The 23,487-nt window shown below is 66.5% G+C and carries 27 protein-coding genes; 15 read left to right on the top strand and 12 right to left on the bottom strand.

Annotation, left to right across the window (positions count from 1 at the left end; translation table 11 throughout):
* Positions 1 to 15 precede the first annotated feature (15 nt).
* Positions 16 to 582: a DUF2585 domain-containing protein gene (locus HUW43_RS00475; RefSeq protein ID WP_188235632.1), complete on the top strand. Its 567-nt coding sequence runs from the start codon at positions 16 to 18 to the stop codon at positions 580 to 582.
* Between the two features lie 79 nt (positions 583 to 661).
* Here HUW43_RS00475 and HUW43_RS00470 read toward each other — a convergent pair whose 3' ends face one another.
* Genes HUW43_RS00470 through HUW43_RS00455 form a run of 4 tightly spaced genes read right to left on the bottom strand, consistent with a single transcriptional unit; the run spans position 662 to position 3,263 of the window.
* Positions 662 to 1,030: a hypothetical protein gene (locus tag HUW43_RS00470; protein WP_188235631.1), complete on the bottom strand. Its 369-nt coding sequence runs from the start codon at positions 1,028 to 1,030 to the stop codon at positions 662 to 664.
* Positions 1,031 to 1,052: 22 nt separating this feature from the next.
* The gene (gene fumC, locus HUW43_RS00465) at positions 1,053 to 2,468 is read right to left on the bottom strand and encodes a class II fumarate hydratase (protein ID WP_188235630.1); all 1,416 of its coding nucleotides are present in this window, start codon (positions 2,466 to 2,468) and stop codon (positions 1,053 to 1,055) included.
* Positions 2,465 to 2,776, bottom strand: coding sequence for a hypothetical protein (locus HUW43_RS00460; protein ID WP_188235629.1), 312 nt, complete (start codon positions 2,774 to 2,776; stop codon positions 2,465 to 2,467). Before HUW43_RS00460 ends, fumC begins: the two co-directional genes overlap by 4 nt.
* A 4-nt stretch (positions 2,777 to 2,780) precedes the next feature.
* Positions 2,781 to 3,263, bottom strand: a complete 483-nt coding sequence (locus HUW43_RS00455) for an SspB family protein (RefSeq protein WP_120222020.1) — start codon at positions 3,261 to 3,263, stop codon at positions 2,781 to 2,783.
* 87 nt (positions 3,264 to 3,350) lie between these two features.
* Here HUW43_RS00455 and hisB point away from each other — a divergent pair, with 87 nt between their 5' ends.
* The 5 genes from hisB to HUW43_RS00430 all read left to right on the top strand — a co-directional run bounded on the left by hisB (position 3,351) and on the right by HUW43_RS00430 (position 7,527).
* On the top strand, positions 3,351 to 3,938 hold the full coding sequence (gene hisB / locus HUW43_RS00450) for an imidazoleglycerol-phosphate dehydratase HisB (protein WP_188235628.1): 588 nt from the start codon (positions 3,351 to 3,353) through the stop codon (positions 3,936 to 3,938).
* Positions 3,939 to 3,947: 9 nt separating this feature from the next.
* A complete protein-coding gene (gene hisH, locus HUW43_RS00445; protein ID WP_188235627.1) occupies positions 3,948 to 4,556 on the top strand; it encodes an imidazole glycerol phosphate synthase subunit HisH in 609 nt (202 codons plus the stop codon).
* A 142-nt stretch (positions 4,557 to 4,698) separates the two neighbouring features.
* Positions 4,699 to 5,430, top strand: coding sequence for a 1-(5-phosphoribosyl)-5-[(5-phosphoribosylamino)methylideneamino]imidazole-4-carboxamide isomerase (gene hisA / locus HUW43_RS00440; protein ID WP_188235626.1), 732 nt, complete (start codon positions 4,699 to 4,701; stop codon positions 5,428 to 5,430).
* The gene (gene hisF, locus HUW43_RS00435; protein WP_188235625.1) at positions 5,427 to 6,203 is read left to right on the top strand and encodes an imidazole glycerol phosphate synthase subunit HisF; all 777 of its coding nucleotides are present in this window, start codon (positions 5,427 to 5,429) and stop codon (positions 6,201 to 6,203) included. The genes hisA and hisF overlap by 4 nt, the downstream gene beginning before the upstream one ends.
* A 241-nt stretch (positions 6,204 to 6,444) precedes the next feature.
* Positions 6,445 to 7,527 carry a calcium:proton antiporter gene (locus HUW43_RS00430; RefSeq protein ID WP_188235624.1) on the top strand — a complete coding sequence of 361 codons (1,083 nt, stop codon included), beginning with the start codon at positions 6,445 to 6,447 and terminating at the stop codon, positions 7,525 to 7,527.
* Positions 7,528 to 7,665: 138 nt separating this feature from the next.
* Here HUW43_RS00430 and HUW43_RS00425 read toward each other — a convergent pair whose 3' ends face one another.
* Complete coding sequence (locus tag HUW43_RS00425; RefSeq protein WP_188235623.1) at positions 7,666 to 8,802, bottom strand: beta-ketoacyl-ACP synthase III; 1,137 nt, start codon at positions 8,800 to 8,802, stop codon at positions 7,666 to 7,668.
* A 188-nt stretch (positions 8,803 to 8,990) separates the two neighbouring features.
* On the opposite strand from HUW43_RS00425, the gene HUW43_RS00420 reads away from it, so the two are divergent.
* Positions 8,991 to 9,542, top strand: coding sequence for a hypothetical protein (locus HUW43_RS00420; protein WP_188235622.1), 552 nt, complete (start codon positions 8,991 to 8,993; stop codon positions 9,540 to 9,542).
* A gap of 201 nt (positions 9,543 to 9,743) precedes the next feature.
* Here the strand turns inward: HUW43_RS00420 and HUW43_RS00415 are convergent, their stop codons facing one another.
* Together HUW43_RS00415 and HUW43_RS00410 are read right to left on the bottom strand one after the other, a co-directional pair.
* Positions 9,744 to 10,511 (bottom strand): sulfite exporter TauE/SafE family protein, encoded by a 768-nt coding sequence (locus tag HUW43_RS00415; RefSeq protein ID WP_188235621.1) that lies wholly within the window; start codon positions 10,509 to 10,511, stop codon positions 9,744 to 9,746.
* A gap of 121 nt (positions 10,512 to 10,632) precedes the next feature.
* Positions 10,633 to 11,559 carry a LysR family transcriptional regulator gene (locus tag HUW43_RS00410; protein ID WP_188235620.1) on the bottom strand — a complete coding sequence of 309 codons (927 nt, stop codon included), beginning with the start codon at positions 11,557 to 11,559 and terminating at the stop codon, positions 10,633 to 10,635.
* An 83-nt stretch (positions 11,560 to 11,642) separates the two neighbouring features.
* On the opposite strand from HUW43_RS00410, the gene HUW43_RS00405 reads away from it, so the two are divergent.
* Positions 11,643 to 11,978, top strand: a complete 336-nt coding sequence (locus tag HUW43_RS00405) for a hypothetical protein (protein ID WP_120222010.1) — start codon at positions 11,643 to 11,645, stop codon at positions 11,976 to 11,978.
* Between the two features lie 101 nt (positions 11,979 to 12,079).
* Here the strand turns inward: HUW43_RS00405 and trmB are convergent, their stop codons facing one another.
* From trmB to HUW43_RS00380, 5 genes are all read right to left on the bottom strand, one after another.
* Positions 12,080 to 12,793 carry a tRNA (guanine(46)-N(7))-methyltransferase TrmB gene (gene trmB, locus HUW43_RS00400; RefSeq protein ID WP_188235619.1) on the bottom strand — a complete coding sequence of 238 codons (714 nt, stop codon included), beginning with the start codon at positions 12,791 to 12,793 and terminating at the stop codon, positions 12,080 to 12,082.
* Positions 12,794 to 12,844: 51 nt separating this feature from the next.
* Complete coding sequence (gene metK / locus HUW43_RS00395) at positions 12,845 to 14,065, bottom strand: methionine adenosyltransferase (protein ID WP_188235618.1); 1,221 nt, start codon at positions 14,063 to 14,065, stop codon at positions 12,845 to 12,847.
* Positions 14,066 to 14,116: 51 nt separating this feature from the next.
* The gene (gene lnt, locus HUW43_RS00390; protein WP_188235617.1) at positions 14,117 to 15,820 is read right to left on the bottom strand and encodes an apolipoprotein N-acyltransferase; all 1,704 of its coding nucleotides are present in this window, start codon (positions 15,818 to 15,820) and stop codon (positions 14,117 to 14,119) included.
* Positions 15,821 to 16,008: 188 nt separating this feature from the next.
* The gene (locus HUW43_RS00385) at positions 16,009 to 16,410 is read right to left on the bottom strand and encodes a DUF2141 domain-containing protein (protein WP_188235616.1); all 402 of its coding nucleotides are present in this window, start codon (positions 16,408 to 16,410) and stop codon (positions 16,009 to 16,011) included.
* Positions 16,364 to 17,125 carry a sterol desaturase family protein gene (locus HUW43_RS00380; protein ID WP_188235615.1) on the bottom strand — a complete coding sequence of 254 codons (762 nt, stop codon included), beginning with the start codon at positions 17,123 to 17,125 and terminating at the stop codon, positions 16,364 to 16,366. Before HUW43_RS00380 ends, HUW43_RS00385 begins: the two co-directional genes overlap by 47 nt.
* 73 nt (positions 17,126 to 17,198) lie before the next feature.
* On the opposite strand from HUW43_RS00380, the gene crtY reads away from it, so the two are divergent.
* From crtY to rpe, 7 genes are all read left to right on the top strand, one after another.
* Positions 17,199 to 18,356, top strand: a complete 1,158-nt coding sequence (crtY, locus tag HUW43_RS00375) for a lycopene beta-cyclase CrtY (protein ID WP_188235614.1) — start codon at positions 17,199 to 17,201, stop codon at positions 18,354 to 18,356.
* Positions 18,353 to 19,828, top strand: a complete 1,476-nt coding sequence (locus HUW43_RS00370) for a phytoene desaturase (RefSeq protein WP_188235613.1) — start codon at positions 18,353 to 18,355, stop codon at positions 19,826 to 19,828. The genes crtY and HUW43_RS00370 overlap by 4 nt, the downstream gene beginning before the upstream one ends.
* Before the next feature lie 117 nt (positions 19,829 to 19,945).
* On the top strand, positions 19,946 to 20,527 hold the full coding sequence (locus HUW43_RS00365) for a TIGR00730 family Rossman fold protein (RefSeq protein ID WP_188235612.1): 582 nt from the start codon (positions 19,946 to 19,948) through the stop codon (positions 20,525 to 20,527).
* Positions 20,527 to 21,495, top strand: a complete 969-nt coding sequence (locus tag HUW43_RS00360; protein ID WP_188235611.1) for a phytoene/squalene synthase family protein — start codon at positions 20,527 to 20,529, stop codon at positions 21,493 to 21,495. The genes HUW43_RS00365 and HUW43_RS00360 overlap by 1 nt, the downstream gene beginning before the upstream one ends.
* Complete coding sequence (gene pnuC / locus HUW43_RS00355; RefSeq protein WP_188235610.1) at positions 21,492 to 22,061, top strand: nicotinamide riboside transporter PnuC; 570 nt, start codon at positions 21,492 to 21,494, stop codon at positions 22,059 to 22,061. Before HUW43_RS00360 ends, pnuC begins: the two co-directional genes overlap by 4 nt.
* A complete protein-coding gene (locus HUW43_RS00350; protein WP_188235609.1) occupies positions 22,058 to 22,576 on the top strand; it encodes an AAA family ATPase in 519 nt (172 codons plus the stop codon). Before pnuC ends, HUW43_RS00350 begins: the two co-directional genes overlap by 4 nt.
* A gap of 235 nt (positions 22,577 to 22,811) precedes the next feature.
* Entirely contained in the window at positions 22,812 to 23,486 is a 675-nt protein-coding gene (rpe, locus tag HUW43_RS00345) for a ribulose-phosphate 3-epimerase (protein WP_188235608.1), read from the top strand.
* Position 23,487: the final 1 nt, after the last annotated feature.

Here is a 23,487-nt window from a genome sequence, read left to right as displayed (position 1 = left end):
GGACATGGGGGCGTGATGGTCGAGGGGATTTCACGAACGGGCTGGCTGGTCGCTGTGGCGCTGCTCGCGGTTTTTGCCGCCATCCTGTTCGCGATGGGCCGCCCGCCGATCTGCCCGTGCGGCACGATCAGCCTGTGGCACGGCACCGTCCAGTCGAACCAGAACAGCCAGCAGATTTCGGACTGGTACAGCTTCAGCCACATCATCCACGGCTTCATCTTCTACGGCCTCGGCCGCTGGCTGTTGCCGCGCCAGCCGCTCTGGGTGCTGCTTGCACTGGCAATCGGGGTCGAGGCGGCGTGGGAAATCCTCGAAAACTCGCCAGTCATCATCGACCGCTACCGCGAGGTGACAATGGCGTTCGGCTACAGCGGCGATTCGATCCTCAATTCGGTCAGCGACGCGCTGTTCATGGTTGCCGGCTTCCTTGCCGCGAGCCGGATGCGCTGGTGGGCGACGGTAGCGCTGGCGCTGGTGTTCGAGCTGTTCGCGCTGTGGGCGATCCGCGACAATCTGACCCTCAACGTCCTCATGCTCATCTCGCCGGTCGAGGCAGTGAAGCAATGGCAGGCGGCGGGGTGAACGCACCATCGCTTGAAACGGCATTCCGGCAAAGGCCTGAATGAAGGACGAAAAGCCAATCGGCGGCTTTTGACGACTTTCAGGGAATCGCCGGACGTTTCCTGTCGGGATCCGTCGGGATCGCGGGCAGCCGCGCATCGCCCTTCGCCTGCCCGGCGGTCGGCACGGTCGCGGTCCCGGCATAGCTATCGACCACGCCCGCTTTCGCGAGTTCAGGATCGGCGGCATGCGCCGCCTCGGCCGCGCGGCGCGCTTCGGCGCGTTCGGCCCATTTCTTGGTGAGGTATCCCGCGGCAACTGTCGCCGCCAGCGCGGCGTAGCGCTGCGGGAACAATCGCCGCGCCGCAAACAGCGCGCCCGCGCCGATCACGGCGCCCGCGACCGGATGATTGCCCTTGTGCCTGCCGATGGCGCTGCCCAATACGCCGCCCACGATTCTGCCGATCATGCCCATATCTCCTTCCCCCTTCTCAATCCGCGGACGGGGGGCTGGGTTCCGGCCCCAGCATCGTTCGCGGATCGACCAGCCGGTCGAACGTCGCAGCATCGACATAACCAAGGTCCAGTGCGGCCTCCTTTAGCGTGCTGCCGCTTTCATGGGCGTGCTTCGCGATCTTGGCGGCATTGTCATATCCGATTTCGGGCGCCAGCGCCGTGACGAGCATCAGCGAGCGGTTCATCAGTTCGTCGATGCGCGTCCGATTCGGCTCGATCCCGACAACGCAATGCTCGGTAAAGCCTGCCATGCCGATGCTGAGCAGTTCGATCGATCGCAGCACATTGGCGCCGATCAATGGTTTGAAGACATTGAGTTCGAGATGCCCCTGCATCCCGCCCACGGTGACCGCCTGATGGTTACCGATCACCTGTGCGGCCACCATGGTCAGCATCTCGCACTGCGTCGGGTTGACCTTGCCCGGCATGATCGAGCTGCCGGGCTCGTTCGCGGGCAGGTCGAGTTCGCCCAGCCCCGCGCGCGGGCCCGATCCCAAAAGGCGGATATCGTTCGCGATCTTGGTGAGCGCTACCGCCAGCGTGTTCAACGCGCCGGAGAAAAAGACGAGGCCGTCGTTCGACGCCAGCGCCTCGAACTTGTTGCGTGCGGGCGCGAAGGCGATGCCGGTGGCTTTGGACAGCTCTTCGGCCATTGCGGCGTCGAAGCCCGCGGGCGCGTTCAATCCGGTGCCGACCGCGGTGCCCCCCTGCGCGAGCTTGCAGATATTGTGCGTCAAGGCGCCCTCGATCCGCGCGCGACAGGCGATCAGCTGCGCCACATAGCCCGAAAACTCCTGTCCCAGGGTCAGCGGGGTCGCGTCCTGCAAATGGGTGCGACCGATCTTGACGATGTCGCCCCACGCCGCCGCTTTTGCCTCCAGCGCGTCGGTAAGCGCGATCAGCGACGGCAGCAGCCGCGCGATGGTTTCGACCGCGACCGCGACATGGAGTGCGGTCGGAAAACTGTCGTTCGACGATTGCCCCATGTTGACATGGTCGTTGGGATGGACGGGCGCCTTGCCGCCGCGCGTGCCCGCGAGCGCCTCGTTGGCGATCCCCGCGATCACCTCGTTCGCATTCATGTTCGACTGGGTGCCGCTGCCCGTCTGCCAGATCGCGAGGGGGAACTGGTCGTCATACTCGCCGGCCGCCACCGCATCGGCGGCGACCGCTATGGCGTCGGCGAGCCTTCGGTCCAGCCCGTGCGCGCGATTGACGCGCGCCGCCGCGGCCTTGATCCGCGCGAGCGCGTGGACGACGGGCATCGGCATGCGCTCGTGCGCGGGAAAGGCGAAATTATGGCGGCTGCGCTCGGTCTGCGCCCCCCAATAGGCATCGGCGGGCACCTCGATCGCACCGATACTGTCGCTTTCGGTTCGCGCTCTCGTCATGCGGCGAGCATCCTTGTCACCAACACCGCCCCTGCCCAGATCATCGCGACGAGGCCGAGCATCTGCCAATATCCCGAATCACCGACGCGGCGGCGCAGCCACGCCGCGGCGAGCCAGACGAGCAGCAGCGCCGGCGTCAGGACGAGCAGGCTGAAGCGCAGCAACCCGTCGGCAATCGCTCCGCGCGGCCCGCCGCTTTCGAACAATGCATAACCTTTGACCCCCCACCAGAAGGCAGCGGTCAGCACGACCATGCCCGCAAGGGCCCAAATTTGCCAGAAGCGCGTCGGCGGCCACAGCTTGGCCACGTCGCTATCTTTTCTTGCCGAAGTCCACCGTCACGACGTTCGACCCGTCTTCGGTCGATACTTCGGGGCGATCATTGTCGGCTTCGTCATGCGGTTCCGGCTCGGCGGCGCCATCGTCGCTGACCTGGAACTGCAGGCCGAAATCGACCGACGGATCGACGAAGGCGGTGATCGCGGCATAGGGGACGATCAGGGTCGACGGCGTCTGGTTGAACGACAGGCCGACGCTGAAATGATCCTCGGCAACGGTCAGATCCCAGAAGCGGTTCTGAAGCACGATCGTCATTTCGTCGGGGAATTTGGCGACCAGATGCGCGGGAATGTCGACACCGGGCGCCTGTGTCTTGAAGGTGATATAGAAATGATGCTCACCAGGCAGGCTGTCGGTGCCCTCGACCTGCGACAACACGCGGCCGACCACCGCGCGCAGCGCATCCTGCACGATTTCGTCATAGGGAATCAGGCTGTCGCGGACGTCGTCACTCATGGCCGAGGGGGATGGACGGGCGGCGTTCGCGGGTCAAGGGGGGAGAGTCGCCTTGCAACGCGAAAAATAGCGTCTAAGGGGCATGTCATGCGAACCGCCACCGTCCAGCGCACGACCAAGGAAACGGATATCGCGATCACCGTCAATCTTGACGGGACGGGCGATTATTCGGTGTCCACCGGCATCGGTTTCCTCGATCATATGGTCGAACAATTGTCGCGCCATTCGCTGATCGACATTTCCATGGCGGTGAAGGGCGACCTTCATGTCGACCAGCATCACACGGTCGAGGATTCGGCGCTCGCGCTCGGCGAAGCGGTCGCCAAGGCGCTCGGCGACAAGCGCGGCATCGCGCGCTACGGCGAGGCGCACGCGCCGATGGACGAAACGCTGACGCGCTGCGTGCTCGACATTTCGGGGCGCCCGCACTGCGTTTACAAATCGGGCTTCTCGCAGCCGCGCCTGGGCGAGATGGACACCGAGATGTTTCCGCACTGGTTTCACAGCTTTGCGCAGACCGCCGGCATCACGCTGCACATCGAAACGCTCTATGGCGAGAATAATCATCATATCGCCGAAAGCATGTACAAGGCGCTCGCACGCGCGCTGCGCCAGGCGGTCGAGATCGACCCGCGCAAGGGCGATGCGATCCCCAGCACCAAGGGGGTCCTCTAGGACTTTCGCATGAGCGTCATTGCCCTGATCGACTATGGCGCGGGCAATCTTCGCTCGGTGCAAAATGCGCTCGCCGCGGCGGGCGCGGACAATGTCGCCGTCACCGCCGATCCCGATGTCGTGGCCTCGGCCGACCGCATCGTGCTGCCGGGTGTCGGGGCGTTCGCCGCCTGCATGAACGGTTTGTCGGCGATTCCCGGCCTCATCGCCGCGATGGAGCAGCGCGTGCGGGGTAAAGGCGCGCCTTTCCTCGGCATCTGCGTCGGGATGCAATTGCTCGCCGACGCGGGCGAGGAACATGGCCGCCATCCCGGCCTCGGCTGGATCGGCGGCACGGTGCGCGCCTTCGCGCCCGCGCCGGGCCTGCGCATCCCGCACATGGGCTGGAACGATGTCGTGCCAGTGGCGGCGCATCCGGTGATCGCGGCGGGCGAGGCCTATTTTCTGCATAGCTATCATTTCGCCGATGCGGCCCATGTCGCGGCGACGAGCAGCCATGGCGGCACCTTCACCGCGGCCGTGGCGAAGGACAATATCGTCGGCGTCCAGTTCCACCCGGAAAAAAGCCAGGCCTATGGCCTCGCGACACTGGAGCGATTTCTCGCATGGCGTCCATAGTGCAGCCCCTCGCCTTCAGCGGCGGACAGCGAGCGGCGGGCCTGGTCCGGGGCGCCGCGAGCGGGCGCCAGAAGCCTTGCGCCACGCCGCGAGCGATCACCCCAACCCATCCCCTGAAGGAAAGGGGCTTCAGGAAGCAGCCATGACCCTGACCATCTTCCCCGCAATCGACCTGAAGGGCGGTCAGGTGGTCCGGCTGGCCGAGGGCGATATGGACCGCGCGACCGTCTATGGCGACGATCCGGCGGCGCAGGCGCGCGCCTTTGCCGATGCGGGCGCAACGCACCTGCATGTCGTCGACCTCGACGGCGCCTTTGCGGGCGCGAGCGTCAACGGCGCGGCGGTCGAAAGCATCATCGCGGCCTTTGCGGGCAAGGTGCAGGTCGGCGGGGGCATCCGCGACCGAGCGAGCGTCGATCGCTGGCTGGCGCGGGGGGTCAGCCGCGTCATCATCGGCACGGCGGCGCTCAAGGACCCCGATTTCGTCAGATCGGCGGCGCGCGACCTGCCCGGCCGGATCGTCGTCGGCGTCGACGCCCGCGAGGGCATGGTCGCGACCGAGGGCTGGGCCGATGTCTCCGACGTGCGGGTCGAGGATCTCGCGCGCCGCTTCGAGGATGCGGGGGTCTCGGCGCTGCTCTTCACCGACGTCGGGCGCGACGGGCTGCTGAAAGGCTGCAATGTCGAGGCGACGGTCGCGCTTGCGCAGGCGGTCGATATTCCCGTGATTGCGAGCGGCGGGGTTGCGGGAATCGAGGACATCCGCGCGCTGCGCGGCCACGTCGCCGATGGCATCGAAGGCGTGATTACGGGGCGCGCGCTCTATGACGGGCGGCTCGATCTGGCCGAGGCGATTGCGGCGGGCAGGCCATGACCGTCCGCGTCCGCGTCATCCCCTGCCTCGACGTCGCCGATGGGCGCGTGGTGAAGGGCGTCAATTTCGTCGATCTGCGCGACGCGGGCGATCCGGTCGAGGCCGCGCGCGCCTATGACGCCGCAGGCGCCGACGAGCTGTGCTTCCTTGACATCAGCGCCAGCCATCAGGGGCGCGGCACCCTGCTCGACATGGTCGCGCGCACCGCCGAGGTTTGCTTCATGCCGCTCACCGTCGGCGGCGGGGTGCGCAGCGCCGAGGATGCGCGCGCGCTGCTGCTCGCGGGCGCCGACAAGGTGGCGGTGAACAGCGCCGCCGTCGCGCGACCCGAACTGGTCGCCGACATCGCGGACCGCTTCGGCAGCCAGTGCGCGGTCGGCAGCATCGATGCGCGGCGGATTGCGGATGGTCGCTGGGAAATCTTTACCCACGGCGGGCGCAGGCCCACCGGGATCGACGCGCTAGGCCATGCGGTTCGCCTTGCCAACCTCGGCGCGGGCGAGCTGCTCGTGACCAGCATGGACCGCGACGGAACGAAGGACGGCTACGACCTCGCACTCACCCGTGCGATCGCCGATGCCGTGAGCGTGCCGGTGATCGCCAGTGGCGGCGTCGGCAAGCTCGACCATCTTGTCGCCGGGGTCGTCGAAGGGGGGGCGAGCGCGGTGCTCGCGGCGAGCATCTTTCACTTCGGCGAAGCGACGGTGGCCGAGGCGCACGCGCGGCTGGCGGCGGCCGGATTGCCGGTGCGCTCGCATTCGCCCCGTCGCTGACATCCCGTCCCCTGATTGGGGGAAGGATAGCCAGCCTTGCGCCGCAGGCGCCGAGCGGCGTTGGATGGGGGTGACGGCGTGTCCTTGCGCGGTTGCCGATGGCCGAGACCGCACCTTTACCGCGGCAACGGGCGATCAGCGCCGCACCTTTCGCCTGTCCCGCATCGGGGGGGGAAGGAATGCTCGCCTTGCGCGATTGAAGGCTGGCCTTGCGCGCAGGCCGCTGCAATATAACAGCCCGATGATCGCCAAGCTCCGCCTCGCCGACCGCACCAACGATCTGATGCCGATCATCGGCTTCGTCGCGGCGCTGGCCAGCCTGGCGATGCCGCTCAGCCCCTGGTTCGTCGCGGTCATCCTTGCCGGCGCGGTCGTCGCCGCAGTGCATCACGCCGAGGTGATCGCGCACCGCGTCGGCGAGCCGTTCGGCACGCTGATCCTGGCGCTCGCGGTGACGGTGATCGAGGTCGGGCTGATCCTGACGCTGATGCAGGCCGAACCCGACAAGGCGCAGACGCTTGCGCGCGACACGGTGTTCGCGGCCGTGATGGTGATATTGAACCTGCTGATGGGGCTGTGCCTTTTGAGCGGCGCGATCCGCCACCATGAACAGCGGTTCCAGCGCACCGGCATCGGCGCCGCGCTCGCCACGCTGACGGTGCTCACCATCGTCACGCTGGTGCTGCCCAATTTCACGTCGAGCGTGCCCGGACCCTTTTATTCGGCGACGCAGCTCGGTTTCGTCGCGGCGGTGTCGCTGGTGCTTTACGGCACCTTCGCGCTTATCCAGACGGTGCGCCACCGCGACTATTTCCTGCCCGACGGCGAGGCGCAGGACGAGGCCGACGCGCACGCCGCGCCGCCGGGCGCGCGGCGCGCCGCCGCATCGGGCGTCCTGCTGCTCGCCAGCCTGTTCGCGGTCGTGCTGCTCGCGAAGGCGGTGTCCCCGGTCATCGGCGCGCTGCTCGCCGACTGGGGCGCGCCGCCGGCGGTGCTCGGTGTGCTGATCGCGGCGCTGATCCTGGCGCCCGAAGGGCTTGCAGCGGTGCGCGCGGCGAAGGCCGACCGGCTCCAGACCAGCCTCAACCTCGCACTCGGTTCGGCGCTCGCGACGATCGGGCTTACCATCCCTGCGGTCGCGATCCTGTCGATCGCGATCGACCTGCCGATCGGCCTCGGCCTCGACGCGAAGTCGACGGTGCTGTTGTTCCTCTCGCTGATCGTCGCGTCACAGACATTGGCGAACGGACGCACCACGGTGTTGCAGGGGGTGATCCACCTGATGCTGTTCGCCATCTATCTGTTCACGACCTTTGTGCCATAAAAGCCGCATTTTATTTTCGTCATGCTGAACCTGTTCCAGTGTCCTCGGCGGGCGCTCTGATGCAGCGCCGCGTCTGGGGCGACGTCGGGCGATCGCGTCTGAAACAGGTTCAGGGTGACGGCGCGAAATACCGGGGAATCATGTCTTCCGCACGAAAACCGTCCCCGCCGAGTAACCCGCCCCGAACGAACAGATCAGCCCGGTGTCGCCCGCGACCATGTCGTCATGGTGAAGGTGGAAGGCGATGATCGACCCCGCGCTCGACGTATTGCCATAGGTGTCGAGCACCGTCGGGCTCTCGTCGTCGCTCGCCTCATGCCCCAGCACGCGCTGCGCGATCAGCCGGTTCATGTTGGTGTTCGCCTGATGCAGCCAGAGGCGGCGCATGTCGGCGCTCTCCAGCCCCAGTTTCGCCATCTCCGCGACGATCATGCTGGCGACCATCGGCACGACCTCCTTGAACACCTTGCGCCCTTCCTGGACGAAAAGCTTGTCGGTTTTGGGGCCCGACTGGTCGATGCCGCCGTGCGCGCGGTTCAGAAAGCCGAAATTGTTGCGGATATTGTTGGAAAAGACCGTTTTCAGCTTCGTGCCCAAAATGTCCCAATGCCCCGCGGGCGCAATGGCCTTGTCCTCGACGAGAATCGCGGTCGCAACATCGCCGAAGATGAAATGGCTGTCGCGGTCGCGCCAGTTCAGATGCCCCGAACAGATTTCGGGGTTCACGACGAGCACGCTTCTGGCGTGACCCGCGCGGATATAGTCGGCGGCGGTCTGGATGCCAAAGGTCGCCGACGAACAGGCGACATTCATGTCGAATCCGAAACCGTCGATGCCAAGCGCGTCCTGGATCTCGATCGCCATCGCGGGATAGGCGCGTTGCATGTTCGACGCCGCGCAGAGCACGGCATCGACCTCGCCTGCATCGCGGCGCGCGCGTGCGAGCGCGTCCTTTGCCGCCGCGACGCCGATTTCGGCCATGATCGACAGCTCGTCATTGCTGCGTTGGGGCAGGCGCGGTGCCATATGTTCAGGGTCAAGGATGCCCGCCTTGTCAACGACGTAGCGCGACCCGATACCGCTCGCCTTTTCGATGAACTCGACGCTTGATTCGGTCAGCGCGGCCATTTCGCCCGCCGCAATCGCCGCCGCATTTTCCCTGTTGTGCAGTGCAACATAATCGTTAAAACTGGCGACAAGGTCTTCGTTGGAGATGCGTTCAGCGGGGGTGAAAAGGCCGGTGGCGGAAAGGACCGGCTGCGGTGCGTGCGACATGGCGGCTCTCGTGTCTTATGGTTTCGGGCACGAGGATTAGGCCCGGTTGCGCCGCCGCGCAACGCCCCAGCACGCGCTGAACGCGCGCCGACACGATGGTTAACCTGCCGCTAACGATTTTGGTGGCATGGTGTCGGATGCAGGCCTCCGGGGGGATGGCTCCCCGGACGCCGTGCGGGAGCATGACCATGGCGACGCGATCCGGACCGGCCGCAGGCGACCTGTCCCTTTCGGAAATCAAGGAGTTCGCGGGCTTTCCCGCGGGAACCCAGCGCTATATCCGCCGGTCGCTCGACATCGGGCTCGACCGCGAGGACGCGATCGCCCGCTGGTCGCGCGACATGGTCGAGGAAACCGCGATCCGCGTTCAGGCCAAAGTATATCGGCGGCTCGACGAGATTCGCGCGCATATTCCCGATGACAGCGGGCTCGACGCCCTCGAAGGTTTTATGGCGCCGCTCGTGGCGGTGTCGGCGTTCGATCTTGGCCAGGACCGGCTGCCGGGCTTTTCCGCCTATCGTTTTCTCTATGAACGCCTGCTTGGCGCGCACGCGCGGCCGTGGCTGCCCGGCGCCTTTTGCGCGGCGGCATCGCTGCCGCACCTGCACCCCGACAAGCGCAAGGCGCTGCTCCAGTCGATCAGCGAAGCCGCTGCGACGGCCCCGGGCTGGTCGGCGCGCGAGCCGAGCTTCTATCCCGAATGGGTCGACAAGATCGACGAAACGCGGCCGGCCAACTGACGGCGGCGTTGGTGTCGGGATAGAGGGCGGACGTTCCACTGGCGCGGCGAGCGTTTGATCGGCGCCATTTGCCATTCCTGTCTCGACTTCGCCCGACGCGAACGGATTTAGGGCGCTGCCGATTTGGCGCACGACGCGCTGAACCGTCGCCCCCGCCTGCGTGGTGGCGACGGCGGGTTTCGGTCGCAACCAGCCGTTCAATCAGACCAGCGCCCGGTACAGCCCGAACGCGCTCGTCGCGGTCAGCACGATGCCGACCAGCACCAGCATGACTTTGGGCGAAAAACGCTTGGCCATCATCGCTCCCACCGGCGCCGCGGCGACGCCGCCGACGATAAGGCCCAGCGTCGGACCCAGAATATCTTCGGGTCCGATATGCCAGACGAAGGCCGCCGACACCGCGACCGCCAGGAAAAACTCGACGCTGTTCACCGTGCCGACGATCTTGCGCGGCTCGCCGCCCTGAACGAGCAGGTTCGAGGTCACGACCGGTCCCCAGCCCCCGCCTCCCGCGGCGTCGAGGAAGCCGCCGACCATTGCGAGCGGCGCGACGACTTTCGGCTTGGCAATCTTCGGCGGATAAAGGAGGCCGCGGATCAGCAGCCAGAGGCCGATGAGCACGAGATAGCCAAGCACGAATGGCTTTACGACCTCGGCGTCGAGCGATGTGAGCAGATAGGCGCCCAAGACTCCACCGATCACGCCGGGAATCAGCAGGCGCAGAAAGAGCGGCCAGTCGATGTTGCGGTGAACCAAATGGCTGAGGCCCGACGCGCCGGTGGTGAAAATCTCGACGACATGGATGCGTGCCGAGGCGGTCGCGGGCGGGACGCCGAGCACCGCGACCAGCAAGGTGTTGCAGATGACGCCGAACGCCATGCCAAGCGCGCCATCGACAAGTTGCGCGGCAAAGCCGATCAGGATGAAGGGAAGCAGCGCGGCGAGGTCGATTGCAGAAAGATCGATCATAGGGCTTCCCAACTCATTCGGTTGACAAGATGCTGCCGCGATTCAGTGCACAGCGCCAGCCCAATTTTTCTGCTGACGGTGAAGGGATTTATTTGTGCCGAAAGCCGCCGTCCACCACAGCTCAGCGGCTTATGTCGTCGGGAAGGTTGTCGCGCACATAGTCGATGAAGGCGCGCAGCTTGGGCATCACCTGCTTGCGGCCGGGATAATAAAGGAAGAGGCCCGATGTCGAGGCGGCATGGTCGGTGAGCACCAGTTCGATCTCGCCCGCGTCGACCATCGCGGTCGCCATCGGCTCGGCCATCATGCTGAGCGCGACGCCGGTGCGCAGCGCGACGAGCGCCGCGCTCCAGTCGTTCACGATCACCGGGCCGGTGACCGGGATGTCGAACTCGCGATTCCCCTTTTCAAAGGTCCATGGCAGCAGCGCGCCGGTCGCGAGACGGAAACGGACGCAGCGATGCTCGCGCAGCGCCTCCGGCGTTGCGGGGCGGCCATGGCGCGCAAAATAGGATGGCGCGCCTGCGACGACGAAGCGAAAGGGACCGGTCAGCCGCACTGCGACAACATCGGCGTCGAGCGATTCACCCATCCGCACCCCGGCGTCGAACCCGCCCGCACTCAGGTCTGACAGCGCATCGTCGGCATAGATTTCCAGCTCGATTTCGGGATAGGTTTCGCAAAAGCCCGCGATGATCGGTTCGAACAGGGGCTGCACCGCGCCGCGCATCAGGTTGATGCGCAATCGCCCCGCGGGCCGGTTGCCAAGGTTGCGCGCCGCCTCATAGGCATCGGCAAGCCCCGAATAGGCGGGCGCCGCGCGCTCAAAGAACATTTCGCCCGCCTGGGTTAACCCCACGCTGCGCGTCGTGCGCATGAACAATGGCGCGCCGACGCGCGCCTCGAGCGCCTTGATCGTCTGGCTGATCGCCGAGGGTGAAACGCCAAGGTCGGCGGCCGCGGCGGAAAAGCTGCGCCTTTCCGCGACGCGCAGGAACGCTTCGATCCCGTCGAGCGCCCCATGGGGAATTGTTAAATCCTGCTTCAAGGCACTTGCAGATTATAGAGGATTATCTAAGTGCGCAAGCGCGCCTATAAAGGTTGCACAACGAAACGAAAGGAACCTCTCCCATGTCTTACCAGCTCTCCTCTTTCCGTCATTTCCCCTCTGCCTTTGCCATCGTCGCCGCGTCGGCGCTCGCCTTTACCGGCCTGATGGCGTCGGCCACCCCCGCCTATGCCCAGTCGGGCGGCGATTATCGCTGCGCGGGCCTCGCCGAACAGGCGCATGTCGCGGCAAACGGCCTCGAAGGCGCCAAGCAATCGAGCGCAAAGCGCTTTGTTTCGACCGGCAAGAAGCTGTGCGAAGCGGGCAACGAACGCGCCGCCGCCAAGCAGTTCCGCGCCGCGCTGAAAATAGCCGGCGTCGCCGAAGTCGAAACCGACAGCCAGCTGGCCGCGCGCTAAGCCTGGCCGAGACCAATCTCCGGACCGTCCTCTCCCTCTCCCCCGACGGATCCACTAACTGGGGCGGCACTCGACAAGAGGCCGCCCCATCTGTTTGCACGCTAAATCCGCCGATAGCGGAAATACCAGACCTCGTGCCCCTGCGCGCGCGCCTTTGCCTCGTAGCGCGTTTCGGGCCAGCCGCCGGGGCGCAGCTGAAAATCGCGCGCATCCCTTGCCAGCCATTCGAACTGGTGGCGGTGACGGCGCATCACCATCAGCGCATGGGCGAGATAGACCGGATGGTCGGTGCCGAAACGGAACTCGCCGCCGATTTTCAGCTTTGCCGCGATCAGGTCGAGCGGCCCGTCGTTCATCATCCGCCGCTTGGCATGGCGCGCCTTGGGCCAGGGATCGGGGTGGAGCAGATAGACGAAGCTTAAGGCGCCATCGGGGATGCGCCGCAGCACCTGGAGCGCGTCGCCGTGATGGATGCGGACGTTGCCAAGCGGAGGGTGCGCGCCATGATCGCCCGCAACATGGACCAGCGCCTGCGCCACGCCGTTGATAAAGGGTTCGGCGCCGATGAAGCCATGGTCGGGCAGCATGTCGGCGCGCGCCGCCATATGCTCGCCGCCGCCGAAGCCGATCTCGAAATGCAGCGGGCAGTCGAAGTCGAACAGCCGCGCGGCGGTTACATCGCCCTCGGCGGGAACCGCAATCTGTGGCAACAGCGTATCGACCAGATCCTGCTGCCCCGCGCGCAGCGGCTTGCCCTTCGATCGGCCGTAGAGGCGGTTGAGGGTCGTCGGGTCGCCGGGTTTGTGCGCAGTCATGGCGCGCGCGTTAGCGCGGGCAGGCGGGAGCGGCAAGCGCCCCGGCCCGGATCAGACCGCGAGCGCCGCCTTCAGCTTGTCGACAAGGTCGGTGCGCTCCCACGGAAAGGCGTCGCCATCGGCCTTGCGGCCGAAATGGCCATAGGCCGCGGTCTGCTTGTAGATCGGCTTGTTAAGACCAAGGTGGGTGCGGATGCCCTTGGGCGTCAGGCGGACGAGCTGCGGCAACAGCGCCTCGATCCGGCTTTCCTCGACCGTGCCGGTGCCGTGGAGGTCGACATAGATCGACAACGGATCGGCGACGCCAATCGCGTAGGAGAGCTGGATCGTGCAGCGGCGCGCGAGGCCCGCGGCGACGATATTCTTGGCCAGATAGCGGGTGATATAGGCCGCCGAACGGTCGACCTTGGTCGGATCCTTGCCGCTGAACGCGCCGCCGCCATGCGGGGATGCGCCGCCATAGGTATCGACGATAACCTTGCGGCCCGTAAGCCCCGCGTCGCCGTCGGGCCCCCCGATTTCAAACCGGCCCGTCGGGTTGATGTGATAGACGGTGTTTGCGGTAAGCAGTTCGGCGGGCAGGACATCCGCGATGACGCCAAGCACATATTTGCGAAGCTCGGTATATTTCGCCTCGTCGCCTTCGCCATTGTGAAAATAATAGCCCGGCGCGTGCTGCGTCGATACGACGATGGCGGTCGCCTCGACCGGGCGTTCGTTGGCGTAACGAAGCGTCACCTGGCTCTTGGCATCGGGTTCGAGGAAGGGCGCGGTTCCGGCCTTGCGGTCGGCGGCCATGCGTTCGAGGATCTTGTGGCTGTAATCGAGCGTCGCGGGCATCAGGTCGGGGGTTTCGTCGGATGCATAGCCGAACATGATCCCCTGGTCGCCCGCGCCCTCATCCTTGTTCGCCGCCTCGTCGACGCCCTGCGCGATATGCGCCGACTGGCCGTGCAGATTGTTCTCGAAACGAAACTCGTTCCAGTGGAAGCCCGCCTGTTCATAGCCGATCTCGCGCACCGTCCGGCGCACCGTCGCCTCGATCTCGTCGAGCGCGCCGGGCGCCCATTCGCCGTCCTCGAACACACCCTTGCAGCGGATTTCGCCCGCAAGCACGACCAGCTGCGTCGTCGTCAGCGTCTCGCACGCCACGCGCGCTTCGGGATCTTTCGCCAGGAACAGATCGACGATCGAATCGCTGATCTGGTCGGCCACCTTGTCAGGATGCCCTTCGGACACGCTTTCAGAGGTGAAGAGGAAGCTGTTGCGCATGGGGAGCCTTTTTCCAGACGGATATAAAGAAAACTTTATGTTGGGCAGCTGTTAGCGTCCGCGCCGCCGAAAGGCAATGGCCAGCGCAAGCAGCGCGAACGCGAATCCGACCGGCAGCGCATTGCCGAAGCGCGCAAAGAGCGTCGGCGCATGCGCGGGCGGCACGATCGTGTCGATGCGCCCCGCGGCGTGCATCGGCAGCGATTGGGTGATGCGCCCGTCGGCGTCGATCACCGCGCTGATCCCCGTCGGCGTCGCGCGCACGACGGGCAGCCCTTCCTCGATCGCGCGTAGGCGGGCCTGGACCAGATGCTGCGGCGGGCCCCACGATCCGAACCAGGCGTCGTTCGACGGGTTGAAGACGAAGGCGGGGCGGTGGTCGCGGTCGACGACCTGGCCTGAAAAGATGATCTCGTAACAGATTTGCAGGCCGATGCGGCCAAAGGCGCCGAGGTCGATGGTGCGCGGTCCCGGTCCGGGCCAGAAATCGATGTCGCCGGGTGCAAGGCGCGACAGGCCGATCGCCGACAGAACCGGCCGCATCGGCAGATATTCGCCATAGGGAACCAGATGCGCCTTGTCATAGCGCGGCCCGAGCGTGCCGTCGGCATGGAGCGTCATCACCGCGTTGCGCGCGCCGACGACCTCGCCGCCCCTGTCCATTTCGAGCTTGAGCGCGCCGAGCAGCATCACGTCGCCCGCATTCATCAGCGCGGTGATCCGCCGCCGCGCTTCGGCGGGCGAACGATCGTAATAGATGGCGGGATAGCCCCATTCGAGATAATCGGGCACCGCCGCCTCGGGCCACAGGATCAGCCGCGGCGCGGCGTCCTTCGGCGTCGTCAGCCGCGCGAGCCTCGCGAAATTGGCGTCGGCCTTGCTGCCTTCCCATTTGTCCTGCTGGCCGACGTTGGGCTGGACGACGGTGATGGGCGTGGCGACACCCTGTCCTTCGCTGTCGCGTGCGCCGGCCGCCCGAAAACCGTTATGGTCGATCAGCAGGGTCGCCGCGACGATGGGCAGCGCGACCGCCACGGCAACGACCGCGGCGCTGCGGATGTGGCGGCTGGCCGCGAGAAGCAAGGCGGAAGCGCCCATAACGACCAGCGCCGAAGCCCCGTAGGTGCCGATCCAGATAGCGGGGGCGCTGGCATCCATCTGGATTGCGACGAGCGGATTCCACGCGAAGCCGGTGAAAAGCCAGCTCCGCAGCCATTCGGTGAGCGTCCATAGCGCCGCAAAGCCGAGAATGAAGGACGGTGAAATCCTCCCCGCAACGCAGAGGGCGACCGGCAAAGCCGCTGGAGAGGGCTGGGGGCCTTCCGCGACGTCGGCGGGCGAGCGCGCCCCCCCTGCGTCCGCGCTGCGCGCCGCGACCTCCCCGTTCCGGGAAGGGGTGAATTGCCACGCGCCCCACGCCGCCAGCGCGGGATAGACCGCCAGATAAAGCGCCAGCAGCAGAACCGCGATCCACCCCAGCCACGCGGGCATCGCCGCCTGATAGGTGAAGGCGGTCGCGATCCAGTTGAGGCCGACGGCGAAATGGCCGACGCCGAACGCCCAGCCGATGCCCAGCGCCCGCCAACCGCGCGGGCTGCGCGCGACCAGCGCCATCCAGCCGCCGAGCGCGAGCAGGGTGAGCGGCCACAGGTTCAGCGGCGCAAAGCCCGTCGCCGAAACGGCACCGAGCAACAGGGCGAGCGACTTTGGCCAGCGGTCGGCGAAAGCGGCGATGCGGGAACGGGTCGCGGTCACACGCGCTCTCTTAACGGCGTGGCGATGCCCCGACAATGCGGCTTGCACGCATCGGGCGAAGCAATATGCGCGGCTGCCGCCGGTCCAAAGCTGCCCGCTATCCGATCGTGATCCCCGCGAAGGCCGGGATGACGATCAAACCAATGGCGGGTCCACCCCAGGGCGGACTCCGGCAATGATCCGCTCGCCTACAGCATATATTTCATCCTGATCGACTGGCGGACGTCGCCCGCGACCGCAAAGCTTGCCGATTGGAAGCTTGGGGGGCCGACGGTGATCGTGGGGTTGCGCGAAAAACCGAATCCTTCCCTGGGCAGGAAGACCGCCTTGTCCATCTTGTCGTTGCCATTCTCGTCATGGACGAGGGCAATCGCATAGGTGCCCGCGGCGGGCGCGTGGACGTCGAAGCGCGCGGCCTCGGCGGCCCGCACGGCCATGCGCACCGACCCCTTGTCCTTGCTGCAATCGGGAAAGGCGCTGGCTTTTGCGGTCAGGCAGACGAGCAACTGTCCCTTGGCGCTGCGCAGTCCCGTGACGCTGACCTCAACCGTCGGCTGCGGCGGGGCGTTCGCGGTCAGGACGGCCAGCATCAAAGCGGCCAAGCCCGATGTCGGTGCCGCACGCGCGATCCCAGAAACGGAAATAAAGTCCATAATTCCCCCGGTAAGCGGCATGATGCGCCTGATGATGCGTCGCGGTTATCAGCCAGCGCCCTGCTGGTCCATGAACAAGCGCGCGCGGGAACATTTCCCACCCCATATGATTGCCGACCCCCATGATCGTCATGATCGCGAGCACCAGCCCCAGCACCGCAACATGGATGGGGACGATAAAGACGAGCGCGGGAATGACGACCGCGCCGGTGACGGCCTCGACGGGGTGAAAGCTCATCGCCGCCCATGCGGTCGGCGGTCGGCTGGCATGATGGACGGCGTGCGCGAGGCGAAAAAGGCGCGGGCGGTGCATCCAGCGGTGCGTCCAGTAAAACCATGCGTCGTGGAGCAGCAGATACAGGAGCAGGCTGACGGGCAGATACCACAGCGGGAAGGCATCGACGTCGGTATAGATGCGCGTCCAGCCATGCGCCTGCCATCCCCATGCGACCACCCCGGCGGGAATGCCGTAAATGGCGGCGCTCGCGAGGCTCCAGCCGATCTCGCGGCGCATCTGTCCTTCGAGCCCGCGATAAAGGCCGGGGCGCCTGATCCGCGTGGCGAGGGCAAAGGCGCCGCTGGTGACAAGATAGCGCACGCCGACGATCGCGGTCATCGCCAGCGCCGAAACAAGGATCGCCCAGCCGGTCATGGCGGAAGGCTAGCCGTTCGGCGGCGCGTTGCAATGGCTTTGCACGGGCGCGCTGCGCGGCTAGGGCAAAGACATGGTGGGGCCGAACATCGATAAATGCGACATCGCAATCGTCGGCGGCGGGCTGGCGGGCGGGCTGGCGGCGCTCGCGCTGGCGGCCAAGCGGCCCGATCTCGACATTCGGCTGGTCGAACCGGGGCCGGTCGGCGGCAATCACATCTGGTCCTTTTTCGACAGCGACATCGCAAAGAAGGACCGCTGGCTCGTCGCGCCGCTCGTCCGCCACCACTGGCCGCGCTACGACGTGCGCTTTCCCGCGCACGACCGGACGCTTGGCATGGGATATAAAAGCATCACCGGCGAAGCACTGGCGGAAGCGGTCGCGGCGGCGCTGCCCGACGGGCACATCATCGCCGATCGCGCAAAGCATGTCGCGCCCGACCATCTGCTGCTGGCGCGCGGCGGACGCCTTTCGGCGAAGCATGTCATCGACGCGCGCGGCGCGGCCAAGTTTCCGACGCTGACAAGCGGCTGGCAGAAATTCGTCGGACAGGCGCTGACGATCGCAGGCGGGCATGGGATCGAACATCCCGTCGTCATGGATGCGAATGTCGAGCAGCTGGATGGCTATCGCTTTATCTACCTCCTCCCCTTCGACGCGGAGACGCTGTTCGTCGAGGATACCTGTTACAGCGACGAGGCCCAGCTCGACGAAGCACTGGTGCGCGAGAGGATCGCCGCCTATGCCGCGGCGCAGGGCTGGCAGGTGACCGCGATGACGCGCGAGGAGAGCGGCGTGTTGCCCGTGGTGATCGCCGGCGATTTCGACCGGCTGTGGCCGCCGTCCGATCGCACCGCGCGGATCGGCGCGCGTGCGGGGATGTTTCACGCGACGACCGGCTATTCGCTGCCGCACGCGGTGCGCACCGCCGCGGCGCTGCCCGCGCTGGTCGGGCGCGCCGACCTGCCCGACCGGCTCCGCGCGCGCGCCGCGGCATCGTGGCGCCGCCAGCGCTTTTACCGGATGCTGGATGCCATGCTGTTCCGCGCCGCCGAACCCGATACGCGCCATCGCATCTTCGAGCGCTTCTATCGCCTCTCGCCGCGACTGATCGCGCGCTTCTATGCCGGGCGCTCGACCGCGACCGACCGGCTGCGCCTGCTTGCGGGCAGGCCGCCGGTGCCCATCGGCCGCGCGCTTGCGGCGCTTGCGAAACTGGACTGGAAATGACCCGCACAGCCATTGTCATCGGCGCCGGCTTCGGCGGCCTTGCGCTCGCGATCCGGCTCCAGTCGGCGGGCGTCGCGACGACGATCGTCGAGGCGCGCGACAAGCCCGGCGGGCGCGCCTACCATTGGCAAAAGGACGGCTTCACCTTCGATGCCGGGCCGACCGTCATCACCGACCCGCCGTGCCTCAGCGAGCTGTGGGAGTTGAGCGGGCAGGACATGACAGCCGACGTCGACCTGATGCCCGTCAGCCCCTTTTACCGGCTGAACTGGCCGGATGGGACCAATTTCGACTATTCGAACGACGAGGCCGCGCTCCGCGCCGAAATCGCGCGGCTGAACCCCGCCGATGTCGCGGGTTACGACCGCTTCCTCGATTATTCAAAGGGCGTTTACGAACAGGGTTATGTCAAGCTTGGCGCGACCGCCTTCCTCGACTTTCGGGCGATGATCAAGGCCGCCCCCGCGCTGATGAAATATCAGGCGTGGCGCAGCGTCTATTCGATCGTCTCCTCTTATGTGCAGGATGAACGGCTGCGGCAGGCGCTGTCATTCCATACGCTGCTGGTCGGCGGCAATCCGATGACGACGAGCGCCATCTATGCGCTCATTCACACGATCGAGAAGGACGGCGGTGTCTGGTTCGCACGCGGCGGGACCAACCGGCTGGTCGCCGCGATGGTCCGCCTGTTCGAACGGCTGGGCGGAACGCTGCGCCTCGGCGATGCGGTCACGGCGATCCACACCGCGGGCAACCGCGCGACGGGGGTGACCACTGCGAGCGGCTGGCGCGGCGAGGCCGAGATGATCGCGTGCAACGGCGACCTGATGCACAGCTATCGCGACCTGCTCGCCGATCATCCGCGCGGGCCGAAAACGGCGCGCCGCCTGGCGCGCAAACGCTGGTCGCCGTCGCTGTTCGTCGTCCATTTCGGCGCGAAGGGCGACTATCCCGGCGTCGCGCACCACAGCATCTTGTTCGGCCCGCGCTATCAGGGGTTGCTTGCCGACATCTACAGGAACGGCGTCGTGCCAGGCGATTTCTCGCTCTATCTCCATCATCCCAGCATCACCGATCCGGGCATGGCGCCGCCGGGGCATTCGACCTTCTATGCGCTCGCCCCCGTTGCGCATCTGGGCAAGGCAAAAGCCGACTGGGACGGCGATTTCGGGGCGCGCTTTGCCGACGCGATCGTGAAAGAGGTCGAGCGGCGCGTCGCCCCCGACCTTAGCGCCAATATCGTCACGCGCTTTCACTATACCCCCGCCGATTTCGGCCGCGACCTGTCGGCGCATCTCGGCAGCGCCTTCAGCCTCGAACCCCTGCTGTGGCAAAGCGCCTGGTTTCGCGCGCACAACCGCGACGACAGGATTGCCAATCTTTACTTCGTCGGCGCGGGGACACATCCGGGCGCCGGCATCCCCGGCGTCGTCGGCAGCGCGAAGGCGACGGCTGCGCTCATGCTTGAATGACAAAACTCCATTCGCCCTGCGCTTGTCGAAGGGCCGTTCTTCCTTCAAAGGCGGCAAGAGAAGGACAGGGTTTCGACAAGCGCAGCCCGAACGGAAAATTGTGAAAGCCATCAAGCGATGAAACGCCTCGCCGTCTATTGCGGGTCCGCGACCCCCCACGATCCCGTCTATATCGAAACCGCGCGCCACGTCGGGCGCACATTGGCCAAACGCGGTATCGGCGTCGTCTATGGCGGCGGGCGGCTGGGGCTGATGGGCGCGGTCGCCGACAGCGCGCTGGAGGCGGGCGGCGAAGTGATCGGCATCATCCCCGAGGCGCTCGTCGGCGCCGAGGTCGCGCACCGCGGCTGCACCCAGCTGCACGTCGTATCGGGCATGCACGAACGCAAGAAGATGTTCACCGACCTGTCGGACGGATTCCTGACCATCCCCGGCGGCGTCGGGACGATGGACGAGCTGTGGGAAGCGATCAGCTGGGCACAGCTTGGCTATCACAACAAGCCCGTCGGGCTGCTCAACGCCGCGGGTTTCTATAACGACCTCATCGCCTTCAACCGCCGGATGATCGACGTCGGCTTCATCCGCCCCGCGCACGCGGGAATCATGATCGTCGATGCCGGGCTCGACGAGCTGCTGGACAAGATGGCGAATTACGAGCCGCACCAGACGATTTTCGCGATGAAGGCCGAAAATCTGTAATGGAGGCGGCGGGGGCCTATGACGCGCACGCCCTCCACGGTTTCGCGCACGACAGCATCGCGCGCGGATCGAAAAGTTTCGCCCTCGCCAGCCGGTTGTTCGACCGCGAAACCCGCGAGCGCGTCTGGCTGCTCTATGCGTGGTGCCGCGCCGCCGACGACCTGACCGACGGACAGGACCATGGCGGCACGATGCGGCCAGGGCACGATCCCGCGGCCGCCGTCGGGCGCATCCGGGCGCTGACCGACCGGGCCTTTGCGGGCGAGCCAACCGGCGAACCCGCCTTTGACGCGCTGGCTTTGCTGCTCACAAAGGTGGCGATTCCGCGCGCGGTGATCGACGACATCATTGCGGGCTTCGAGCTGGATGCGAAGGACTGGCGACCGCGCAGCGAAGGCGATCTGCTCCGCTATTGCTATCATGTCGCGGGCGCGGTCGGCGTCGCGATGGCGCTGATGATGGGAATCGACCCCGACGACGAACGCACGCTGGACCGGGCATCGGACCTCGGCATTGCGTTCCAGCTCGCCAATATCGCGCGCGATGTGGCCGAGGATGCCGCGGCCGACCGCTGCTACCTGCCCGTCGAATGGCTGGTCGAGCTCGACATTCCGCCGGGGCAGCATATGCACCCCGCCTTTCGCCCGCGGCTGGCGGTGATGGCGAAATGGCTCGCCGAAATGGCCGGGGAATATGAAGCATCGGCGCGCTGGGGCGCCCGCAAACTGCCCCCGCGCAGCCGCTGGGCGGTGCTGGCCGCCGCGGGCATTTATGGCGACATCGCGCGCGAGGTGCGGCGGCGCGGCGACCATGCGTGGGACCATCGCGCCGCCAGCTCGCTTGCCGCCAAATTGGGCTGGGTCGCACGCGCGGGCTGGTCGGTTCTCCGCCGCCCCCCGCAGCGGCGGATCAGCCGCGACGGGCTGTGGACGCGGCCCCGGCCGGACGCAGGTTGCAACGGCGCATGAATCCCGTCGAATGGATCGCCGCCGCCTTCGTGCTGGCCAATGTCGCGCTGGTCGCGCTGCGCAGCGTCTGGAACTATCCCTGCGCGCTCGTCGCGGTGACGCTCTATGCCTTCGTCTTCTTCGAAGCAAAGCTGTACAGCGACATGCTGCTCCAGGGCTTTTTCTTCGCGCTCAACCTTTATGGCTGGGCGGCGTGGACGCGTGCGCGGACGACGAGCGGCGTCCCCGTCGGCTGGATGCGCCGCCGCGCGCGCTGGGGCTGGGGGCTGGGCACGCTCGCCGCCTGGGCGGGGTGGAGCTATGCGATGGACCGCCACACCGACGCGGTGGCACCGTGGATCGACGGCGCGATCGCGATGATGAGCGTCACCGCGCAATGGCTGCTCGCGCGGCGCCGCGTCGAAAGCTGGTTCCTCTGGATTCTGGTCGATCTGATCGCGATCCCGCTCTTTGCCGCGCGCGGGCTTTACGCGACAAGCGCGGTCTATGTCGTGCTGCTCGGCCTGTCGATCGACGGGCTGATCCAGTGGCGCCGGGCCGCGGCGACGGGGCGCATCGCGCTATGACCCGGCACATCTGCCTGCACGGCGCCGAAAGCACGGGCAAGTCGACGCTCGCGCCGCGGCTCGCGCTGCGGCTCGGCGGGCTGGTCGTCCCCGAATATGGGCGCACCTATGCCGAGATGCACGGAACCGAGTTCGACGCGATCGACCTGCTCGCCATTTTCGACGGCCACCGCGCCGCGACCTTGGCGGCGCTTGCCGAGCGCCCCGACTGGCTGGTGTCCGACACCGACCCGTTGATGACGCAGGCGTGGGCGATCATGCTGCTCGGCCGCCGCCTGCCCGAAATCGACGCCTGGACCGACGTGGCCGACCTTTACCTTGTTCCCGCGACGGACCTGCCCTGGCGCGAGGACGGCACGCGCCTGTTCGGCAGCGAACTGGCGCGGCGACAGTTCATGGATGTCGCGATCGGCGAACTCGAACGGCGGCAGCTCAAATGGGCGTGGATCGAAGGCGAAGGCGATGCCCGGATCGACAACGCCGTTGCGGCGATCGAGGCGGCGGGGTTGCTATAGGCCTCGGTGGCGGTTTTCGGAGTGGGGAGCGACCATAAGGCCCTCTCCGCCGCGGCCAAGCGGTAGGCTGCCGAGCCTGCCTGTCCCTTCCCTGAAGGGGAGACAGCCCCAAAATGCCAATGGCGACGTCCGGTCGCCACCGGACATCCATCCTCCCCGCAACGCGCCCCGCTTTTCCACAGCCGGTCCATTACCCCCGCTTGCTCCCGACTCCCTAGATGGTTAAGGCCGGTCCATGACCGTCACGCCGCCCGCCGTCCGCATTGCCCCGTCGATCCTCAGCGCCGATTTCGCCCGGCTGGGCGAGGAAGTGCGCGCGATCGAGGCGGCGGGCGCCGATTGGGTGCATATCGACGTGATGGACGGCCATTATGTGCCCAATCTGACGATCGGGCCGATGGTGGTAAAGGCGCTGCGGCCGCATTCGGCGCTGCCGTTCGACGTCCATCTGATGATCTCGCCGGTCGATCATTTCCTTGACGCCTTTGCCGCGGCGGGCGCCGACATCATCACCGTCCATCCCGAAGCCGGACCGCACATCCACCGCACCGTCCAGCATATCAGGTCGCTGGGCAAGCAGGCGGGCGTCTCGCTCAACCCCGCGACTCCCGCCAAGATGCTCGATTATCTGATCGACGACATCGACCTGGTCCTGATCATGAGCGTCAATCCGGGTTTCGGCGGCCAGAGCTTCATTTCCAGCCAGCTTCGCAAGATCGAGGCGGTGAGGAAGATGATCGAGAAATCGGGCCGCGACATCAGGCTGGAAGTCGACGGCGGGATCGACGCGGCGACTGCGCCGCTCGCCATATCGGCGGGCGCCGACGTGCTCGTTGCGGGGACCGCCACCTTCAAGGGCGGCGTGCAAGCCTATGCCGCCAATATCCGGGCACTGCGCGGCGGCGCCTGAT

The sequence above is a fragment of the Sphingopyxis sp. LK2115 genome, from assembly GCF_014595975.1.
Lineage (GTDB): Bacteria > Pseudomonadota > Alphaproteobacteria > Sphingomonadales > Sphingomonadaceae > Sphingopyxis.
The sequence above is the reverse complement of the archived record's forward strand: the minus strand, read 5'-3'. Positions and strand labels throughout refer to the sequence as shown.

Coding starts and splice junctions, on each gene's coding strand:
- HUW43_RS00475 (WP_188235632.1), top strand. CDS start 16: ATGGTCGAGGGGATTTCACGAACGGGCTGGCTGGTCGCTGTGGCGCTG.
- HUW43_RS00470 (WP_188235631.1), bottom strand. CDS start 1,030: ATGATCGGCAGAATCGTGGGCGGCGTATTGGGCAGCGCCATCGGCAGG.
- fumC (WP_188235630.1), bottom strand. CDS start 2,468: ATGACGAGAGCGCGAACCGAAAGCGACAGTATCGGTGCGATCGAGGTG.
- HUW43_RS00455 (WP_120222020.1), bottom strand. CDS start 3,263: ATGAGTGACGACGTCCGCGACAGCCTGATTCCCTATGACGAAATCGTG.
- hisB (WP_188235628.1), top strand. CDS start 3,351: ATGCGAACCGCCACCGTCCAGCGCACGACCAAGGAAACGGATATCGCG.
- hisH (WP_188235627.1), top strand. CDS start 3,948: ATGAGCGTCATTGCCCTGATCGACTATGGCGCGGGCAATCTTCGCTCG.
- hisA (WP_188235626.1), top strand. CDS start 4,699: ATGACCCTGACCATCTTCCCCGCAATCGACCTGAAGGGCGGTCAGGTG.
- hisF (WP_188235625.1), top strand. CDS start 5,427: ATGACCGTCCGCGTCCGCGTCATCCCCTGCCTCGACGTCGCCGATGGG.
- HUW43_RS00430 (WP_188235624.1), top strand. CDS start 6,445: ATGATCGCCAAGCTCCGCCTCGCCGACCGCACCAACGATCTGATGCCG.
- HUW43_RS00425 (WP_188235623.1), bottom strand. CDS start 8,802: ATGTCGCACGCACCGCAGCCGGTCCTTTCCGCCACCGGCCTTTTCACC.
- HUW43_RS00420 (WP_188235622.1), top strand. CDS start 8,991: ATGGCGACGCGATCCGGACCGGCCGCAGGCGACCTGTCCCTTTCGGAA.
- HUW43_RS00415 (WP_188235621.1), bottom strand. CDS start 10,511: ATGATCGATCTTTCTGCAATCGACCTCGCCGCGCTGCTTCCCTTCATC.
- HUW43_RS00405 (WP_120222010.1), top strand. CDS start 11,643: ATGTCTTACCAGCTCTCCTCTTTCCGTCATTTCCCCTCTGCCTTTGCC.
- trmB (WP_188235619.1), bottom strand. CDS start 12,793: ATGACTGCGCACAAACCCGGCGACCCGACGACCCTCAACCGCCTCTAC.
- metK (WP_188235618.1), bottom strand. CDS start 14,065: ATGCGCAACAGCTTCCTCTTCACCTCTGAAAGCGTGTCCGAAGGGCAT.
- HUW43_RS00385 (WP_188235616.1), bottom strand. CDS start 16,410: ATGCTGGCCGTCCTGACCGCGAACGCCCCGCCGCAGCCGACGGTTGAG.
- HUW43_RS00380 (WP_188235615.1), bottom strand. CDS start 17,125: ATGACCGGCTGGGCGATCCTTGTTTCGGCGCTGGCGATGACCGCGATC.
- crtY (WP_188235614.1), top strand. CDS start 17,199: ATGGTGGGGCCGAACATCGATAAATGCGACATCGCAATCGTCGGCGGC.
- HUW43_RS00370 (WP_188235613.1), top strand. CDS start 18,353: ATGACCCGCACAGCCATTGTCATCGGCGCCGGCTTCGGCGGCCTTGCG.
- HUW43_RS00365 (WP_188235612.1), top strand. CDS start 19,946: ATGAAACGCCTCGCCGTCTATTGCGGGTCCGCGACCCCCCACGATCCC.
- HUW43_RS00360 (WP_188235611.1), top strand. CDS start 20,527: ATGGAGGCGGCGGGGGCCTATGACGCGCACGCCCTCCACGGTTTCGCG.
- pnuC (WP_188235610.1), top strand. CDS start 21,492: ATGAATCCCGTCGAATGGATCGCCGCCGCCTTCGTGCTGGCCAATGTC.
- HUW43_RS00350 (WP_188235609.1), top strand. CDS start 22,058: ATGACCCGGCACATCTGCCTGCACGGCGCCGAAAGCACGGGCAAGTCG.
- rpe (WP_188235608.1), top strand. CDS start 22,812: ATGACCGTCACGCCGCCCGCCGTCCGCATTGCCCCGTCGATCCTCAGC.